The organism is Mesorhizobium sp. M0601 (assembly GCF_040320845.1).
Taxonomy (GTDB): Bacteria; Pseudomonadota; Alphaproteobacteria; order Rhizobiales; family Rhizobiaceae; genus Mesorhizobium.
In genome coordinates, this window is record NZ_JAMYQK010000005.1 from 201653 (window position 1) to 218027 (window position 16375).

23 protein-coding genes are annotated in these 16375 nt (G+C 64.6%); 7 read left to right on the forward strand and 16 right to left on the reverse strand.

Annotated elements, in window-relative coordinates:
- Positions 1–26: 26 nt before the first annotated feature.
- The 6 genes from ureG to ureC are packed head-to-tail and all read right to left on the reverse strand — an operon-like array spanning position 27 to position 4779.
- A complete protein-coding gene (ureG, locus tag NKI41_RS08080; protein ID WP_352539916.1) occupies positions 27–668 on the reverse strand; it encodes an urease accessory protein UreG in 642 nt (213 codons plus the stop codon).
- Positions 665–1105, reverse strand: coding sequence for a DUF3995 domain-containing protein (locus NKI41_RS08085; RefSeq protein WP_352682336.1), 441 nt, complete (start codon positions 1103–1105; stop codon positions 665–667). The genes ureG and NKI41_RS08085 overlap by 4 nt, the downstream gene beginning before the upstream one ends.
- The gene (locus tag NKI41_RS08090) at positions 1102–1797 is read right to left on the reverse strand and encodes an urease accessory protein UreF (RefSeq protein WP_502901195.1); all 696 of its coding nucleotides are present in this window, start codon (positions 1795–1797) and stop codon (positions 1102–1104) included. Before NKI41_RS08090 ends, NKI41_RS08085 begins: the two co-directional genes overlap by 4 nt.
- Positions 1784–2368, reverse strand: coding sequence for an urease accessory protein UreE (locus tag NKI41_RS08095; protein WP_352682341.1), 585 nt, complete (start codon positions 2366–2368; stop codon positions 1784–1786). Before NKI41_RS08095 ends, NKI41_RS08090 begins: the two co-directional genes overlap by 14 nt.
- A 57-nt stretch (positions 2369–2425) precedes the next feature.
- Positions 2426–3019: a hypothetical protein gene (locus NKI41_RS08100; RefSeq protein ID WP_352682343.1), complete on the reverse strand. Its 594-nt coding sequence runs from the start codon at positions 3017–3019 to the stop codon at positions 2426–2428.
- Positions 3020–3066: 47 nt separating this feature from the next.
- A complete protein-coding gene (gene ureC, locus NKI41_RS08105) occupies positions 3067–4779 on the reverse strand; it encodes an urease subunit alpha (protein WP_502900674.1) in 1713 nt (570 codons plus the stop codon).
- 179 nt (positions 4780–4958) lie between these two features.
- On the opposite strand from ureC, the gene NKI41_RS08110 reads away from it, so the two are divergent.
- Positions 4959–5342: a hypothetical protein gene (locus NKI41_RS08110; protein WP_023677006.1), complete on the forward strand. Its 384-nt coding sequence runs from the start codon at positions 4959–4961 to the stop codon at positions 5340–5342.
- Between the two features lie 126 nt (positions 5343–5468).
- On the forward strand, positions 5469–5963 hold the full coding sequence (locus tag NKI41_RS08115) for a hypothetical protein (protein ID WP_023677007.1): 495 nt from the start codon (positions 5469–5471) through the stop codon (positions 5961–5963).
- Between the two features lie 26 nt (positions 5964–5989).
- On the opposite strand, the gene NKI41_RS08120 is transcribed toward NKI41_RS08115, so the two are convergent.
- The 5 genes from NKI41_RS08120 to NKI41_RS08140 are packed head-to-tail and all read right to left on the reverse strand — an operon-like array spanning position 5990 to position 8354.
- Positions 5990–6295, reverse strand: coding sequence for an urease subunit beta (locus NKI41_RS08120; protein WP_023677008.1), 306 nt, complete (start codon positions 6293–6295; stop codon positions 5990–5992).
- Positions 6296–6302: 7 nt separating this feature from the next.
- On the reverse strand, positions 6303–6896 hold the full coding sequence (locus tag NKI41_RS08125) for a HupE/UreJ family protein (RefSeq protein ID WP_352682427.1): 594 nt from the start codon (positions 6894–6896) through the stop codon (positions 6303–6305).
- 28 nt (positions 6897–6924) lie between these two features.
- Positions 6925–7182 (reverse strand): DUF1272 domain-containing protein, encoded by a 258-nt coding sequence (locus NKI41_RS08130; RefSeq protein ID WP_352539910.1) that lies wholly within the window; start codon positions 7180–7182, stop codon positions 6925–6927.
- A gap of 19 nt (positions 7183–7201) precedes the next feature.
- On the reverse strand, positions 7202–7504 hold the full coding sequence (locus tag NKI41_RS08135; protein WP_023677011.1) for an urease subunit gamma: 303 nt from the start codon (positions 7502–7504) through the stop codon (positions 7202–7204).
- Positions 7505–7532: 28 nt separating this feature from the next.
- Positions 7533–8354, reverse strand: a complete 822-nt coding sequence (locus tag NKI41_RS08140; protein WP_502901196.1) for an urease accessory protein UreD — start codon at positions 8352–8354, stop codon at positions 7533–7535.
- A gap of 223 nt (positions 8355–8577) precedes the next feature.
- Here NKI41_RS08140 and NKI41_RS08145 point away from each other — a divergent pair, with 223 nt between their 5' ends.
- The 3 genes from NKI41_RS08145 (at position 8578) to NKI41_RS08155 (ending at position 10885) form a co-directional block, all read left to right on the forward strand.
- Positions 8578–8832, forward strand: coding sequence for an acyl carrier protein (locus tag NKI41_RS08145; protein ID WP_023677013.1), 255 nt, complete (start codon positions 8578–8580; stop codon positions 8830–8832).
- 4 nt (positions 8833–8836) lie between these two features.
- Positions 8837–10045 carry a beta-ketoacyl-[acyl-carrier-protein] synthase family protein gene (locus tag NKI41_RS08150; RefSeq protein WP_352682345.1) on the forward strand — a complete coding sequence of 403 codons (1209 nt, stop codon included), beginning with the start codon at positions 8837–8839 and terminating at the stop codon, positions 10043–10045.
- A 135-nt stretch (positions 10046–10180) separates the two neighbouring features.
- Positions 10181–10885: a glutathione S-transferase family protein gene (locus tag NKI41_RS08155; protein ID WP_352682347.1), complete on the forward strand. Its 705-nt coding sequence runs from the start codon at positions 10181–10183 to the stop codon at positions 10883–10885.
- A gap of 21 nt (positions 10886–10906) precedes the next feature.
- Here the strand turns inward: NKI41_RS08155 and NKI41_RS08160 are convergent, their stop codons facing one another.
- From NKI41_RS08160 to NKI41_RS08175, 4 genes are all read right to left on the reverse strand, one after another.
- Positions 10907–11035, reverse strand: coding sequence for a hypothetical protein (locus NKI41_RS08160; RefSeq protein WP_302893450.1), 129 nt, complete (start codon positions 11033–11035; stop codon positions 10907–10909).
- Positions 11022–11282 carry a hypothetical protein gene (locus NKI41_RS08165; protein WP_352539907.1) on the reverse strand — a complete coding sequence of 87 codons (261 nt, stop codon included), beginning with the start codon at positions 11280–11282 and terminating at the stop codon, positions 11022–11024. The genes NKI41_RS08160 and NKI41_RS08165 overlap by 14 nt, the downstream gene beginning before the upstream one ends.
- 70 nt (positions 11283–11352) lie before the next feature.
- Complete coding sequence (locus tag NKI41_RS08170; protein WP_352682349.1) at positions 11353–11973, reverse strand: nucleoside triphosphate hydrolase; 621 nt, start codon at positions 11971–11973, stop codon at positions 11353–11355.
- Between the two features lie 76 nt (positions 11974–12049).
- On the reverse strand, positions 12050–13156 hold the full coding sequence (locus tag NKI41_RS08175; protein ID WP_352682351.1) for a hypothetical protein: 1107 nt from the start codon (positions 13154–13156) through the stop codon (positions 12050–12052).
- Positions 13157–13393: 237 nt separating this feature from the next.
- On the opposite strand from NKI41_RS08175, the gene NKI41_RS08180 reads away from it, so the two are divergent.
- Positions 13394–14284, forward strand: coding sequence for a D-alanyl-D-alanine carboxypeptidase family protein (locus tag NKI41_RS08180; protein WP_352682353.1), 891 nt, complete (start codon positions 13394–13396; stop codon positions 14282–14284).
- Between the two features lie 33 nt (positions 14285–14317).
- On the opposite strand, the gene NKI41_RS08185 is transcribed toward NKI41_RS08180, so the two are convergent.
- Positions 14318–15124, reverse strand: coding sequence for an AraC family transcriptional regulator (locus NKI41_RS08185; protein ID WP_352682355.1), 807 nt, complete (start codon positions 15122–15124; stop codon positions 14318–14320).
- 198 nt (positions 15125–15322) lie between these two features.
- Between NKI41_RS08185 and NKI41_RS08190 the strand changes: the two genes are divergently transcribed.
- Positions 15323–16243: a zinc-binding dehydrogenase gene (locus tag NKI41_RS08190; RefSeq protein ID WP_352682358.1), complete on the forward strand. Its 921-nt coding sequence runs from the start codon at positions 15323–15325 to the stop codon at positions 16241–16243.
- Positions 16244–16375: the final 132 nt, after the last annotated feature.

Genomic DNA, 16375 nt, shown 5'->3' on the forward strand with positions numbered 1-16375 from the left:
GTTTCGTTTGGTGCAGGCGAGCGCCGTTATGCCGCCGTGCTGGTGGCAGTGCCGACCCTCAGCCCGCCATGTTCGACGATGAAATCTATCACCTCCTGAAGCCCTTTGCCGCGCGACAGGTCGGTGAAGCCGAACGGCCGTTTGCCGCGCATGCGGGCAGCGTCGCTTTCCATCACGTCGAGATTGACGTTCACATAGGGCGCAAGGTCGCTCTTGTTGATGACCAGGAAATCCGACCGTGTGATTGCCGGCCCGCCCTTGCGCGGGATCTCCTCGCCCTGGCAAACCGAGATGACATAAAGCGTCAGGTCGGCCAGGTCCGGCGAGAAGGTGGCGGCGAGGTTGTCGCCGCCCGATTCGATGAAGACGATGTCGAGATCCGGGAATTTTTTGGTCATCTCGGCGATCGCCTGCAGATTGATCGAGGCGTCCTCGCGAATGGCGGTGTGCGGGCAGCCGCCGGTCTCGACGCCGATGATGCGATCCTCAGGGAGCGCCTGCAGCCGGGCCAGCATCATGGCGTCTTCCTTGGTGTAGATGTCGTTGGTGACGACCGCGATCGAGAACTCGTCACGCAGCGCCTTGCAAAGCTTTTCGGTGAGCGTCGTCTTGCCCGAGCCGACCGGACCGCCGATGCCGACGCGAAGAGGACCGTTGGGTGATATCATGCGGGGAACTCCGTGAGGGCAAGAATGGCAAAGCCAAGCCCGATCAGCAGGCACAGCGGCGAATAATAACGCAGATCGAGCCGCGCGAAAGGCTGTTCGGGCGTCAACCGGCGCCACCACGGCGTGAAGCCGGCAATGCCGCGCGCCAGGAAGACCAGTGCGATGAGCAGCGCTGTGGCGGCAAGCCCTGCCTTGGGAAAGGGCGTGGCAAACACACCTTCGAGCGCCATGGGCCACAGTGTCGCCAGGCCCAGGCATGCGGCAACGGCGAAGCTGGCGAAGGGTGCCGGCATCTCGTCGACGCCGCGAAAGCCGATGACCGCACGAGCGCAGGAGGCGGCGTCCCTGCCTGGCCAGATGCCGCCAATGCCCCAATAGACATGCAGTGCTGTGATCAACAGCAGGACGAGCGTGAGAGCGAAAGCGAGGACGATCATGAGCGGAACAGCCGCGAATACTGGGTCTCGTGCTTCATCGCCGTGACGTCGGAGATGAAAGCGCAGCCGCCGAGATCATCGAGGGTCGAGCCGGCAGCGCGGTCGGCCGTGGCCAGGGCAAGCGGTTCGAAGGCGGCCAGTAGCGTCATCGCGGCACTCTGGCCAACGATGCCAAGCCGGATCGCAGCCTGGACGAGATTGGAGAAGAAGGCCTGCAGAAAGGCCGCCAGGGCGTCCCCCAGCGCAATGCCGTGATCGCCGGCAACGGCGCCGACGGCAACGCAATAGGCACATTCGGCCGGCAGGCGATCCAGCACCTGGCACGGCCAGGCGAAGGCCGCCTTCAGGAAAGCAGAGCCCTGCAGCATGGTCTCGGCATGGCGCTCGCGCGAGCCTGCCAGAGCTTCGGCAAGGGCGACGATTTCATCGAGATCGCCGGTTTCGCGCGCCCTGCGCCAGCTTTCGGCAAACAGCACCGCATCATTCCAGCCCGAACCCATCTCGACCAGCGTTTCCAGCCACGCGGCGAGCTCTTTGCTGTCGGCAACCAGCCCGGCATGCACGGCTTGCTCGAGACCATGGCTGTAGGAAAAGCCGCCGACCGGGAAGGAAGGCGACAGCCACGCCATCAGCCGCAACAAAGCAATATTGGAAGGCTGGGCAACGTTGGAAGGCTGGTCAGTCATGGTCATGGTCGTGCGAATGGCTGTGGGAATGCGATTCGCTATGGCTATGGGAATGCGCTTCGGCATGGCTGTGCGCATGCACCTCGGTATGGGCATGGCCGTGCCCGCCATGCCCGGAATAGGCGCCGCGCACCGGCTTGAACGGTTCGGAGACGTCGCTCACCGTGGCGCCCAGCCCTTCCAGCATCGCCTTGATGACATGGTCGCGCAGGATGAGGATTCGGTCAGCCTCGATGCTTGCCGCGAGATGACGGTTGCCGATATGCCAGGCAAGTTCGGCCAGATGGACAGGGCCGCCGGCACGGATATCGTAGAGCGGCTCCTCGGCCGCGATGATCTCGATGTGGCGGCCATCCTCCAGCACCAGCCGGTCACCATGGTTCAAGGTCACCGGTTCGGGCAGGTCGACCAGCACTTTGTCGCTACGGGCCGTTTCGATGGCGCGACGGCGCAGATGCCGCTCGTCATGAGCAAGCACCGCACTGTCGTATGGCGTCGTGGTTCCGGCTTCGCCTGCGGCCAGGGCGGAGACGGCGCGCGGGAATTTGGTGAAGTCGGTGCGAATATCGAGCTTCATGTAAAAACTGCCTCTCCCAAAAAGCCTAGCCTATCGCATCCGCCGCCCCAATGGGGCTCAGACGATCGTGTCGAAGAGCCGCAGGATGAACGATATCTGATAGACGAGCGCGCCGGCGACAAAGGCGATATGGAAACGGCGGTCGCGCATCAGGATCGCAATGACGCAAAGCGCAACGAAAACCGGGGTGCGGATCAGATATTCGACGCCGAAATGGGCGAAATGCTCCGGCCCTTTCAGCAGCGTGTCGATCACGTCGAGCAGATAGGTCGCCGCCAGCAGGCCGAAGAACCAGGCCCGGCGCGAATAGAAGAAATCCTCATAGCTGGTGTAGTCCAGCATCGAATCCGGAAACAGCAGCGCGCAAAGCAAAAACAGCGTGACGGCGTAGAAGATGATGAACAGGTATTTGCCGAAGGTCCAATTCTCGATCTGGAACAGACCGAACTCCCACCACCAGAAATGCACCAGCATCAAAAGCACCGACGCAACCCAGGCGAGGTGCACGGGATAGAGCCGGTATTGGCCGGGATGCTGGACGATGCGGGCGACCCCCGACAGCAGGCGGGTGACGCCGAGGCCGATCACCATGCCCAGGACGATGCGGATATGCGGGAAAATGTCGTGGGCGTAGGGGAGTTGCGGGTCCATAGGCCTGGCGCGGCATGTTCTACATCGGTCGTTCTAACGCCTATGGTTCAGAACAGGAAGTAGCGTTGCGCCATCGGCAGCACGGTAGCCGGCTCGCAGGTCAGGAGTTCGCCGTCGGCGCGGACCTCATAGGTTTCGGGGTCGACCTCGACATGCGGCGTGGCGTCATTGAGCACCATCGAATGCTTGCCGATGCCGCCGCGGGTGTTTTCGACCGCGACCATCTGCTTGTCGACGCCGAGCCTGCCGCGCAGGCCGGCGTCGAGCGCGGCCTTCGAGACGAAGGTCACCGACGAATTGGTCATCGCCTTGCCGTAGGCCCCGAACATCGGCCGGTAATGCATCGGCTGCGGCGTCGGGATCGAGGCGTTGGGATCGCCCATCGGGGCGGCGGCGATCATGCCGCCGATCAGCACCATGTCCGGCTTGACGCCGAAAAAGGCCGGATTCCACAGCACGAGGTCGGCGCGTTTTCCCACCGCCACCGAGCCGATGTCCTTCGACAGGCCATGGGCGATGGCCGGATTGATGGTGTATTTGGCGATGTAGCGGCGGACGCGGAAATTGTCGTTGTCGCCGGTCTCCTGCGGCAGCGAACCGCGCTGCCGCTTCATCTTGTCGGCGGTCTGCCAGCAGCGGATCGCCACTTCGCCGACACGGCCCATGGCCTGGCTATCCGACGAGATGATCGAGAAGGCGCCGATGTCGTGCAGAATGTCTTCGGCGGCGATGGTTTCCTTGCGGATGCGGCTCTCGGCAAAGGCGATGTCTTCGGGGATCGACGGCGACAGATGGTGACAGACCATCAGCATGTCGAGGTGTTCGGCCAGCGTGTTGACCGTGTAGGGGCGGGTCGGATTGGTCGAGGACGGAATGACGTTGGGCAGGCCGCAGACCTTGATGATATCAGGTGCGTGGCCGCCGCCGGCGCCTTCGGTGTGGAAGGCATGGATGGTGCGGCCCTTGATCGCCGCGACCGTGTTTTCGACGAAGCCGGACTCGTTCAGCGTGTCGGTGTGGATCATCACCTGCACGTCGTAATCGTCGGCGACCGACAGGCAGCAGTCGATTGCAGCCGGCGTCGTGCCCCAGTCCTCGTGCAGCTTCAGCGAGCAGGCGCCGGCGAGCACCATCTCCTCGAGCGCGGCAGGCAGGGACGCGTTGCCCTTGCCCGACAGGCCGATATTCATAGGGAAGGCGTCGAAAGACTGGATCATGCGCGCCAGATGCCACGGCCCAGGCGTGCAGGTGGTCGCCAGCGTGCCGTGCGCCGGGCCGGTGCCGCCGCCGAGCATGGTGGTGATGCCCGACATCAGCGCTTCCTCGATCTGCTGCGGGCAGATGAAGTGGATATGCGCGTCGAAGCCGCCGGCGGTCAGGATCTTGCCCTCGCCGGCGATGATCTCGGTGCCGGGACCGATAATGATGGTGACGCCGCCTTGGGTATCCGGATTGCCGGCCTTGCCGATCGCGGCGATACGGCCGTCCCTGAGGCCGATATCTGCCTTGACGATACCGGCGGTGGCATCGACGACCAACGCATTGGTGATGACGGTGTCGACCGCGCCTTGCGCGCGCGACACCTGGCTCTGGCCCATGCCGTCGCGGATGACCTTGCCGCCGCCGAACTTCACCTCCTCGCCGTGAAGAGTGAGATCCCTTTCGACCTCGATGAACAGCTCGGTGTCGGCGAGCCGGACCTTGTCGCCGACGGTCGGGCCGTACATCTGCGCATAGGCGGCGCGGGTGATTTTAGCCATCAGCAATTGCTCCCGAAATACAGCCCGAAAATACCGCTTGTCGAAGCCGGGCCCCACATTGCCGCCATCCTATGGTCACGCAATGACCCGCTGAGCGACACTTTCCGATCCCATTTAGCGTTTGAGGTGGCCGGGCCACCCCAAAACGACCATTTGCCAATCGATGGAAAGGAACATCCATGCGCAAAACGACCCTTCTGGCAGCCGCCGCCACGCTGGTGCTCGCAACCGCCGCCAGCGCCCAGCAACAGCCTGCGCAGCAGCCCAGTCCGGCGCCGGCTGCGCCTGCTCCTGCCGCGCCCGGGGCGCAGCCGCAGGCGCCCACCATCCAGGCGATCAACGTCGTCGATATCAAGGATCTGCCCGCGGACACTCAAGCCAAGGTCAACGAGGTGATCGCCAAGCGCAGCGATGCCGACCTGCAGAAACTGCGCGGCTCGATCGACGCGACACCGCAGGTCAAATCCGCACTCGAAGCCAAGGGGCTCACCTCGGCGCAGGTGATCGCCGCCAGCATGAGCACCAATGGCGCGCTGACGCTGATCACCAAGAAAGCGAGCTGACGAGACGAGGCGGCGGGCCGGCGCCCGGCCAGCCCGCCGCATCGCAAAGGGAACCTTCACGGGGGACGTTACGTTTCGGTCCTGTCGCCCTGACACGAGCCTCGAATAGGACCCTGAGAACGAGCGATGGCGATCACCACCTTCTCCGACACCAGATGGCTGCATGGGATTGCCGCGACCGCGTTTCTGGCAGCCAGCATTCCGCACGCCGCGCTGAACGCGCAGAGCCTCGACAGCGCCGAGACCGTCAACCGGATCGTCGGCTCGGAGGTCGGCCAGGAAGAGACCCAGACAAATGCGGAAGCCGGCAAGGTCAGTTCGGCGATCGACCGCACGCGTGAAAACATCGCCGCCGTGCGCAAGACATCCAAGCTCGACAAGGTCGACATCGTGTTTCTTACTGATGCCGCGCGCACCGAAGGCGGCCCGCCGCCGGCGATCGAAAACAAGGTCAGGCAACATCGGGACGACATCGCCGAGCTGCGCAAGGAGATCGAGGCGAACGCATTGCTGTTCAACGCCATCGATTCGCGGCGAGTGCAAACCGAGGACGTTCTGGCGGTGGAATTCGACGATCCGGGAAAGGTCGTCATCTATGCGGCGGCCAAGCCGCCCGGCTGAGCCGAAACTGCTCGACGCCTTCGATCTCACAGCGCGCCCATGATCTTCTGCTGAAATCCGTAGACCTCGCGCTTGCCGCCGAACGGCACCAGGGTAACGTCGCGCTCCTGGCCGGGCTCGAAGCGCATGGCGGTGCCGGCAGCGATGTCGAGGCGCATGCCGCGGGCCTTGTCGCGATCGAATCTCAGTCCCTCATTGGTCTCGAAGAAATGATAATGGCTGCCTACCTGGATCGGCCGGTCGCCGCTGTTGGCTACCTTCAAAGTGACCGTCGCCAGACCCTTGTTCAGTTCGATCTCGCCGCTTGCCGTGATGATTTCGCCGGGGATCATCGCGGCCTCACACGACGCCGAAAGCGAGGCCGGCGCCAATCGCGGCACAAGCGGCGCCAGCGGCGCGGGCAAGCCCGCGGAAGCGCCAGCCGAGGCCGAGACCGGCCGCGATGCCGACGGCGTGGAGCAGTGCCGTGGCAACGGCAAAGCCCGCCATATAGCCGAGTCCGCCGACATTCTCAGGCACCTCGGTGCCATGGGCATAGCCGTGGAACAGCGCGAACAGGCCGGTGACGGCGACGCCGGCCGAGACAGGAAGATCGACGGCGAGCGCAACCAGCAGCCCGAGTGCCACGACGGACGCCAGTATTGCCGGCTCGACGAAAGGCATCGGCACATGCAGCATGCCGAGCACGCCGCCGGACAGCATGACGCCTACGAAGGCCAGCGGCCATGCCCAGATCGCTTTGTCGCGCTTGAGCGCGGCCCATAGCCCGACGGCAATCATCGCCGTCATGTGATCGAGGCCGGAGAGCGGGTGGGAGAAGCCGGCGGTGAAGGACCAAACCGTGCCGACGCCGACATGGGCATAGGCTGGCATTGCTGCCGCCAGCAGCAGGACCGCCGACAGCGTTGAGCGTTTCATCGTAGCGGGGATCATCGGCGTAGCTTCCATCTTCGAGTACCTCTCACGCCGCCTTGCGGGCCGGAGCGCAGCCCTCTGCCTTGAGGACGCGCCTGGTGGAGGCCGGATATTTCTTCAGCAGCGCTGCCGGACGGATCGGGCGGGCCGAGAAGTTGCCGCCGCAATTCGGACAGGCGCCGCCGAGCACGTTTTGTGCGCAGTCGGCGCAAAAGGTGCATTCGAAGGTGCAGATCACCGCATCCGTCGCATCGGGCGGCAGATCCTTGTCGCAGCACTCGCAGTTGGGACGCAGCTCAAGCATTTTCCTCTCCTTGGCGGTGTTATCTGATCGGCTCGTGCACGGTCACCAGCTTGGTGCCGTCTGGAAACGTCGCCTCGACCTGCACATCGTGGATCATTTCTGCAATGCCTTCCATCACCTGGGCCCGGGTGACGACATGGGCGCCGGCCTCCATCAGCTCGGCGACCGCGCGGCCGTCGCGGGCACCCTCGACGACGAAATCGGTGATCAGCGCGATCGCTTCCGGATGATTGAGCTTGACGCCGCGTTCGAGCCGCTTGCGGGCCACGATCGCCGCCATGGCGATCAGCAGCTTGTCTTTCTCCCTCGGCGTCAGATTCATGCTTTTTCCTGCGGTGGCACAATCGAAATCAGAGTGACCATAATTTGGGCAGGCCCGCCCGCCCGTTGAGCAATTCGACAAGCGGCACCAGCCGCTTGCGGAGCTGGTAGCCGTCCTCGGCGAACAGCCTCGCAAGAAGCTTGCCAGATTTCCGCACGCTCCAGAAACTGACGCCGCCCTGGCCGCCGACTATGCCCCGGGCCGGCTCGAGCAAAGCCTCTGCCCGTGGCGACACCATCAGCAGCGTCGCCACGGCGACGGCACCGCCGGCCGCTGCGGGACGGTTCAAGGCGGCCGCAATGTCCGGCCCGATGCGGAACTCCTCTGCATGGACCAGCGCCCCGTCCTGGCGGACGCGCCAGCGGTCGTGGAAATGGCCTTGCGTGGCCCGTTCACCCATGGCCAGGCGGCCGAAGACGGTGGCCTCCAGGATCAGCGCCTCGGCTCCGGTGGCAAGCTCCACGTCAAGGCTGCGGGCAAAGGCCGAGCGGTCGAAGACGATGGTTTCCTGTGGCAGCCAGGCAATGTGGCCTTCTTCCCCGACAGTTAGCTGCACCCGCACTTCGGCGCGATCGGATGCGGCGCGATAGATTTTCTCGCAGGCCTGCGTTGTCATGGTTGCGGAGGCGCCGGCACCGACATCGACCTCCCAGGCGAGACGGTCGCCACCGGTCAGCCCACCGGCGGTGTTGATCAGGACGGCTTCGAGCGGATCGGCCGAGACCGCCGGCATGCGGATCTTGGCCGAACCGTCCTGGTACAGACGCCGAAGACGCGTGCGGCCTCCGTTCCAGTCGCAGCCAAGCCGCGCGACGCCGGCAACACGCTGGGCCGGCGGCACTGAAGTCAAGCTATATGCGATCGTATCCACGACGCCAACGTTAAGCACTGCGGCGGCTTTGTCGATATATAGCTTGTTGCTTGACAGCGTTTCGGTTTCTATAGAGGGAGCCACCTTGGTACGGTCACCGGCGCCTGGCGGGGGTAAAAGGCGACGATGACGACGTAATCGAGGACAAAAGGGGCGCTGATCAGTTAGCGTCGGGAAACGACAGAGTTGGGGAAGAAACCGAATGGCTGACCAGCTGGCAAACGATATCATCGCCAAGATCAAGGCTCATGCCGAGCCGGGCGGCGAGGAAATCACGACCAGTACCGAACTGACCGCCCTTGGCATCCATTCGCTGGAACTGACGGAGATCATCTTCGATCTCGAGGAAGAGTATGGCATCGAAATCGAGATGAACACTGTCGATGCCTGGAGCAATCTGAAGAATGTCGGCGACATGGTCGAGGCGGTTCGCGCGCTGATCGCGAAAAAAGCCTGACTGAATGCACAAGCGCGTCGTCATCACGGGCATCGGCGGATTATGCGGGCTCGGCACCAATGCACCGGCAATCTGGAATGAAATGCGCGCCGGCCGTTCGGCAATCGGCGCGATCGACAATCCGCTGCTGCATGATCTGAAGGTCAAGGTCGGCTGCGAAATCAAGGCGCTTCCCGAGCACGGCATCGACCGCAAGCAGGTCGTGTCGATGGACCGCTTCAGCCTTCTGGCGACGATCGCCGCACGGGAGGCGGCACAGCAGGCGGGATTGAACCCGCACGCGGCCAACACCTACCGGATGGGCACCATCGTCGGCGTCGGCGTCTGCGGCTGGGAGGCAATCGAAGAGAACTATCGCGCCATCCTGCTCGAAGGCAAGAACCGCGCCGGCATCTTCACCGTCCCGAAAGTAATGCCGGGCGCTGCAGCCGGCCATGTCAGCATGAATCTTGGTCTGCGCGGGCCGGTGTTCGGCATCACCTCTGCCTGCTCGTCATCCAACCACGCCATTGCCTCGGCGGTCGATCAGATCAGGCTCGGCCGGGCCGACGTCATGGTCGCCGGCGGCACCGATGCGCCGCTGGTCTGGGGCATCCTCAAGGGCTGGGAGGCCCTGCGGGTATTGTCGCCGGACACCTGCCGGCCGTTTTCGGGCGACCGCCAGGGGCTCGTACTCGGCGAAGGCGCCGGCATGGTGGTGCTGGAAACATATGAGCATGCCATGGCGCGCGGCGCCGCCATCCTTGCCGAAATCGCCGGCGTCGGCCTTTCCGCCGACGCCTCCGATATCGTCGCGCCAACCATCGAAGGGCCTGAGGCGGCGATGCGCTTCTGCCTCGTCGATGCCGGGCTCAATCCCGAGGACGTCGACTATCTCAACGCGCATGGCACCGGCACCAAGGCCAACGATCAGATCGAGACGGCGGCGATCAAACGCGTGTTCGGCGGCCATGCCTACAAGCTTTCGGTGTCCTCGACCAAATCGATGCACGCCCACTGCCTCGGCGCCTCCGGCGCGCTGGAAATGATCGCCTGCGTGATGGCGATCCGCGAAGGCATCGTGCCGCCGACCGCCAATTATCGGGAAGCCGACGCCGACTGCGATCTCGACATCACGCCGAACGTGGCGCGCGAACGCACCGTGCGCACCGCGATCAGCAACAGCTTCGCCTTCGGCGGCACCAATGCGGTGCTGGCGGTCAAGGCCGTGTGACCGCACCCCTTGCGGGTCCTTCACGGGGGCCGGCGAAACTTTCCATGCGCATATTGATCGCGCCAGGCGTCGCGTCTAACTCTCTGCGACCCGCCATGACCGTGCCGCTCGGCGCGGTCCCTACCAGGAGTTTCGATGACCGATCTGTCCGCGTTTCCGATTGCTAGGCGCTGGCCGGCGAGCCACCCCGACCGCATCCAGCTTTATTCGTTTCCGACGCCGAACGGGGTGAAGATATCGATCGCGCTGGAGGAACTTGGCCTGCCTTACGAGCCGCATGCCGTCGATATCGGCAAGAACGAGAGCTGGACCCCGGAATTCCTGTCTTTGAACCCGAACGGCAAGATACCGGCGATGATCGATCCGGACGGCCCGGGCGGCAAGCCGATCGGCTTGTTCGAATCCGGTGCCATCCTGCTTTACCTCAGCGACAAGACCGGCCAGCTGGTCCCGGCAGACGCGACGCTGCGTTATGAGACGATCCAGTGGGTGTTCTTCCAGATGGCTTCGATCGGGCCGATATTCGGCCAAGTCGGATTCTTCCACAAATTCGCTGGGCGCGAAATCGCCGACAAGCGCCCGCTGGAACGTTATCGCGACGAGTCGCGACGGCTGATCGGCGTCCTCGAAACGAGGCTCAAGGGCCGCAGCTGGATCATGGGCGACGATTACACCATCGCCGATATTTCGATGCTTGGGTGGGTGCGCAATCTGATCGGCTTCTACGAGGCGCGGGAACTCGTCGGTTTCGACGATTTCCCCAGCGTGGGCGCATGGCTGGAGCGTGGCCTCGCCCGACCGGCGGTGCAGAGGGGCCTCACCATTCCGGCCAGAAACTGATCTTACGTCGATTCCGCTCGGCTATTTTGCCTTGGTCCGGGGCTTTGAGCCGCCCTTGCCGACTACGGAAGCAGCAAGCGACGCCGCACCTTTGGCGGTGGCAAGCACGGCACCGGCGGCGACATTGGCCGTTGCTTTAACAGTGCGCATTGCGCTGCCTGCGATCGATCCTCTGCTGCTTGCCGATCTTTTGGGCTTGGGTGCAGCGGCTTTGGCCGCGGCAGGCATCACCTTTTTCGGCGCCGCCTTGCCAAAGCTGGGCTTTGCCGCATCCTTGGAGCGGGCCGCTGCTGCCGGGCCGGCGCTGGTTTTCACTCGAGTGGCTTTTGATCGTGTTGCCCTGCCCTTGGCGGGCGCAGGCTTTCTTGCCATGGTTTCCATCGAACGGTTCCCTCATGGGCACAATTGCCGTGTCCGGGATAACGGCCTGAAACTGTCAAGGTTCCGGCCGGGCGGTTCCTTGCAAGTCAGGCCAGGTCGCCGACCACCAGGTCGGCGGGCCGCCGACGGGCAAGCACGCGGTCGATGTTCGGCATATCGTTAGAGGCGATCCAGGCGCGCGCGTCCTCGTCGGAGCGGCCGTGCTCGTGCCATCGCGCCAGCAGTCGGCGCTCGAGCTCGGCGCGCGGCACATCGACGAAGATCGAGAAGTCGAACAGCGGCGCCAGCCGCGTCCAGGGTTCCTCGTCGAGCAGGAGATAATTGCCTTCGACCAGAATGAATTTGGTGTCGGCGGCGATGATCGCAGCGGCGGCGCGCGACAGCTCCATGCTGCGGTCGAAGACCGGGATGGCGATATCCGGCTCGCCGGCGCGGATGCGCTTCAGCAGCGCTTCGAAGCCGGCAAAATCAAAGGTTTCCGGAGCACCTTTTCGCGCGCGAAGGCCGCGTCGATCGAGCACGACGTCATCGTAATGGAAGCCATCCATCGGCACGACTTCCGCCGTGCCTTCCGGCAGCAGGTCGTGCAAGCCTGCCGACAATGTCGACTTGCCGGCGCCGGGCGGACCGGCAATGGCAACGATGAAGCGCGGCGCCTTGCCGGCGCGCTTGAAAATGGCAGCAGCGATATGGGCGATTTCTGACATTGGCCCCCTTACGGTGGTTCTGGCGCATTTTGGCGGCAGTTTTCGAAAATTTCAAACGCCGGATTGTGCCAAGCCTTCAATCGGGCCTGGATTGACCGATCCGCAGGAAATCGCCGTCGAAGCCGATGTCGCGCACGGCACCGTCAGCCGCCAGGATGCGCATGCCGCCCGGCGAGGTCGTGACGTCGTGCGGCGGCTCGCCGGATGGCCATGGCAGTGCGCCGATGACATGGCGGAACGAAAAGCGGCGCCCTTCGGAAAGGGCAAAGGCGGTCGCCACGCCTTCGCGCTTCAGCCAATTGTCGCCGAGCGATGCGGCGTGGCCGACGGCCGTGCGGCCGTCCTCGATGCCGAGCACGCCGCGGTGGCGGCCACTCCAGGGCGCATAATCGCGCCCGCCATTGCTGACCCACAGCATGGTGACCGGCAGTTCGGCCGGGTTCTTCAGCACCAGCAAGAGATCGGCTTCCGCCTGGCGCGCCAGCGCGGTCCAGCCCGGCCCGCCATGATCGGCCTCGACCAGCGTCACGAAGTCCTCACGCAGCTGGTCCATGCGATAGGTGGTCAGGTCGATCGTGCCGCCGTTGGCGGCGGGAAAGCGCGTCAGGTCGGCGGTTCGCGCCGGGTAGGCGAGCAACGAGCGGCCGCGGGCCGGATCGGGCTCCGGCGCCTCACTCGGCGTTGCGGCAAGGCGTTTGGGCGAGAAGGCCAGCCTGCCGCCGGCCGTCATCACCGTCATCGGGTGGTGGGCAACGGGAATGGCGCCGGCGCCGCCGGAAAAGACGTGTTCCTGATAGAGAAAGGGATGATCGTCGCGCAAGGTCAGGATCTTGTCGACGGTTGCGCCCATGACCGGGCGCTGCAGGCGGAAGACGGCGCGCCAGCCGTCGGCGGTTGCCGCGCTGTCGACGACGTCCCAGCGACTATTTGCCGGCCAGCCATGCAAAGGTGCCGCTTCGACGTCGCTGATCGAGAACGGCGCGCAGAGGAAATCGCCGGACAGGTGGACCGTCCCTTCAGGCAGGTCTTTCGGCAGCATCTCGCGCGGCTCGCCGACCCAGGGTGCGCGATGCAGCGGCTTCAGCCGGCGGCCATCGATATCGACTGTCATGTCGGCGAGATGGCCGACGGCAAGATCGGCCGATACCGAAATGCCCTTCGCCGTGATCGTGACCGTATCCATGTGCACCTACCGATTCTGCCAGCCCGATTCCGGCTGCCCGATTCTGCCGGCGCCAGCAAAGCCCACTCGCCGCCGGTTGCGCAAGCGCGGTGGCCGGCAATTCACATCAGGCGGCGCCACGTCGGCATGTGGACAGGGCACCGTTCGAGGGCCAGACCGATATTAACCAAATGGACTGTGCCTTTGCGTTAAGATAGCTTCGCGTCGTCTCAGAAACTGCCTGCCTTCGGAATTGACTTGTCCGCCTTCCGGTTCTTTTCGTCCATCCACAAATGCGTCGCTGTGCTGGCGCTGCTGCTGTTTGCTGCCGGCTGCACGACTGTCACGCCGCCCGACAGCGTGCTGGCGGTACCGGCGCCACCGCAGAAATATGCCGCCATGGTCATCGATGCCGGCACCGGCAATACGCTGTTCGAGGTCAATTCGACGGCGCCGCGTTATCCGGCGTCGTTGACCAAGATGATGACGCTCTACCTTCTGTTCGAGGCGCTGGATTCTGGCCGCATCAGCAAGGAGACACAAATCCCGGTGTCGGACAATGCCGCCCGGCAGCCGCCGACCAAGCTGCGGTTCAGGCGCGGCGAGACCATCGACGTCGATTCGGCGATCCGCGCCGTCGTCGTCAAATCGGCCAATGACGTGGCGGTCGCAATTGCCGAATATCTCGGCGGCAGCGAAGAGGCGTTCGCCGGCATGATGACCGCCAAGGCGCGCCAGATCGGCATGAGCAGCACCGTGTTCCGCAACGCCTCGGGCCTGCCGGACGGCGACCAGCATACCAGCGCGCGCGACATGGCGGTGCTCGGCATGGCGCTGCACGCCCGCTTCCCGCAGCATTTCCACTATTTCTCCGAAAGCGACTTCATGTTCCGCGGCAGGCTGGTGCGCGGCCACAACGACATGCTCGGCCGGGTGCGCGGCGTCGACGGCATCAAGACCGGCTACATCAGGGCTTCGGGCTTCAACATCGTCACCTCCTATAATGCAGACGGGCACAGGCTGATCATCGTGGTGATGGGCGCCGACAGCGCGCGCCAGCGCAACGACCACGTCGAGGCGCTGATCCAGCGCAGCCTGTTGCCGACCTCCGAGGCAAAGACGCGGCTGCTGTACGCCGAGGAGCAGTGAGAGGTGACGTCCGAGTGTTGACCGCGTACGGGTTCAGGCGACAAACGCAGAGCCGCCGTTTTGCGCGACACTGCTGAGATACTTTGCCGGCGGCTTGCCAAGCGCTTTCTTGAACATGGTGATGAAGGCGGTGACCGATTCGTAACCGAGATCGGCCGAAACCTGCTGCACGCTGGCGCCGGAGGCCAGCTCGCGCATTGCGACGATCAGGTGCAGTTGCTGGCGCCAGCGCCCGAAGGTCAGCCCTATCTCTTTCACCACGAGACGTGCGAGACTGCTCTCGCTGAGCGCGACGCGACTGGCCCATTCCGCCAGGGTGCTGCGATCGGCAGGATCTTGCGCCAACGCCGCCGCGATGCGCCTCAAGCGCGGCTCGGACGAGATCGGCAAATGCAGCTGCTGGACAGGCATGCGCGGCAGTTCGGTGAGCAGAGCCCTGGTCAGGAGCTCGCCCCTCGCGTCATCGTCCTCAACGCGATCCGTCAGCTCTATGATGAGCTCGCGCAACAACGGCGTGATCGAAAGCGTGCAGCACCGGTCCGGCAAGTCGGTAGCTCCCGGTTCGATATAGACGAAGAAAATCCGGGCATTGGCGGTCGCGATATTGCTGTGCTCCATGTCGCCGGGAATCCACACCGCGCAATGCGGCGGCACCATCCACAGGCCGCTGGGGACGCGACATGTGACGCCACCGCCCAGCGCGAAGACGAGTTGCCCTTTGCGGTGGTGGTGGTCCGGCACCTCCGCCCTGGTTTCGGTAACGTCAACGCGCACGGCGATTGCCGGGGCGAGGACATCATCCGGATCGAAAGGCCAGGGGTAGCGGAGAGGCTGCCTCATATTGACTGATTTTAGCGATCGACTGCCAAGATATCTAAATTACTCACACAGGAAAGTCGATAGTTTAGGGATGAGCTACTCAGAAGCCGACAGGCGGGCTTCCAGTCATGCCCTGCTTGCGTTCTGAACGTCGGACCAACAAGCCCGGCGCACGAAAACAGGCTGGCGTCCGCCACGCAGCAAGAAGGGACGATACCGATGCTCGCCTTGGTCACATCTTCCGACAGCGCCACCGGGTTGCGGCTCGCCGAGCTTGGTGAGCCCGAGCCCGCCCCGCATGAGGCGCTGGTCTCGGTCCGGGCAGTCTCGCTGAACCGCGGCGAACTGCGCCTGCTCAACATCCGTCCGAACGGCTGGGTGCCTGGCCAGGACGTCGCCGGAATTGTCGAGCGCGCCGCGGCCGACGGCTCCGGGCCGGCCGTCGGCGCCCGGGTTGCGGCTCTGGTCGACGAGGCCGGGTGGGCCGAACGGGTCGCCGTTCCGACCGACCACCTCGCCGTCCTGCCGGACGACGTCAGCTTCGTCTCCGCCGCCACTGTTCCGGTCGCGGGCACGACCGCGCTGCGGACCCTGCGCCTCGGCGGTGACCTGGCCGGCCAGCGGGTCCTGATTACCGGCGCAAGCGGCGCGGTCGGCCGTTTCCAGATCCAGATCGCCCGCCAGCAGGACGCGTCGGTGGTGGCCGTCGCCGCTGAGCGGCATGCCGACGATCTCCGCGGTCTCGGAGCCGAGCGGGTCGTCGAAACGATCGAGCTGGCCGAAGGACTGTTCTCGCTGATCACCGAATCGGTGGGCGGCGATAGCCTCGCCCACGCGATCGAACGGATCGCGCCCGGCGGGACAGTCGTCATGTTCGGCTCGAGCAGCGGCGAACTCACGCCCATCGGCTTCCGCCAGTTCGTTCCGGGGCACGAAGGCGCTCGGCTGCAGACCTTCGCCTACTACGCCTCCGGTCCGGAGGTTGGCGCTGACATCGCCTCGCTGCTCGCGCTGATCGCAGCCGGCCGGCTCGAAACGCGTGTGGTCCTGACCGTGCCGTGGCGGGACGTCGGCCAAGCCCTCGACGCGCTGCGGCAGCGCAGCATCAGCGGCAAGGCAGTGCTTACCGTGACAGAATGAGCAGGCGGTGGCGCCGGACGGGACGATGTCTGTCTCCTCCGGACTGCTACGGCAACTTGAGCCCGCTGGCGATTGCCCGTTGAAGCCGGCGCCTGCTTCCGCTAAGAAGCCGTGGCTGGCCGGTTTACCGGC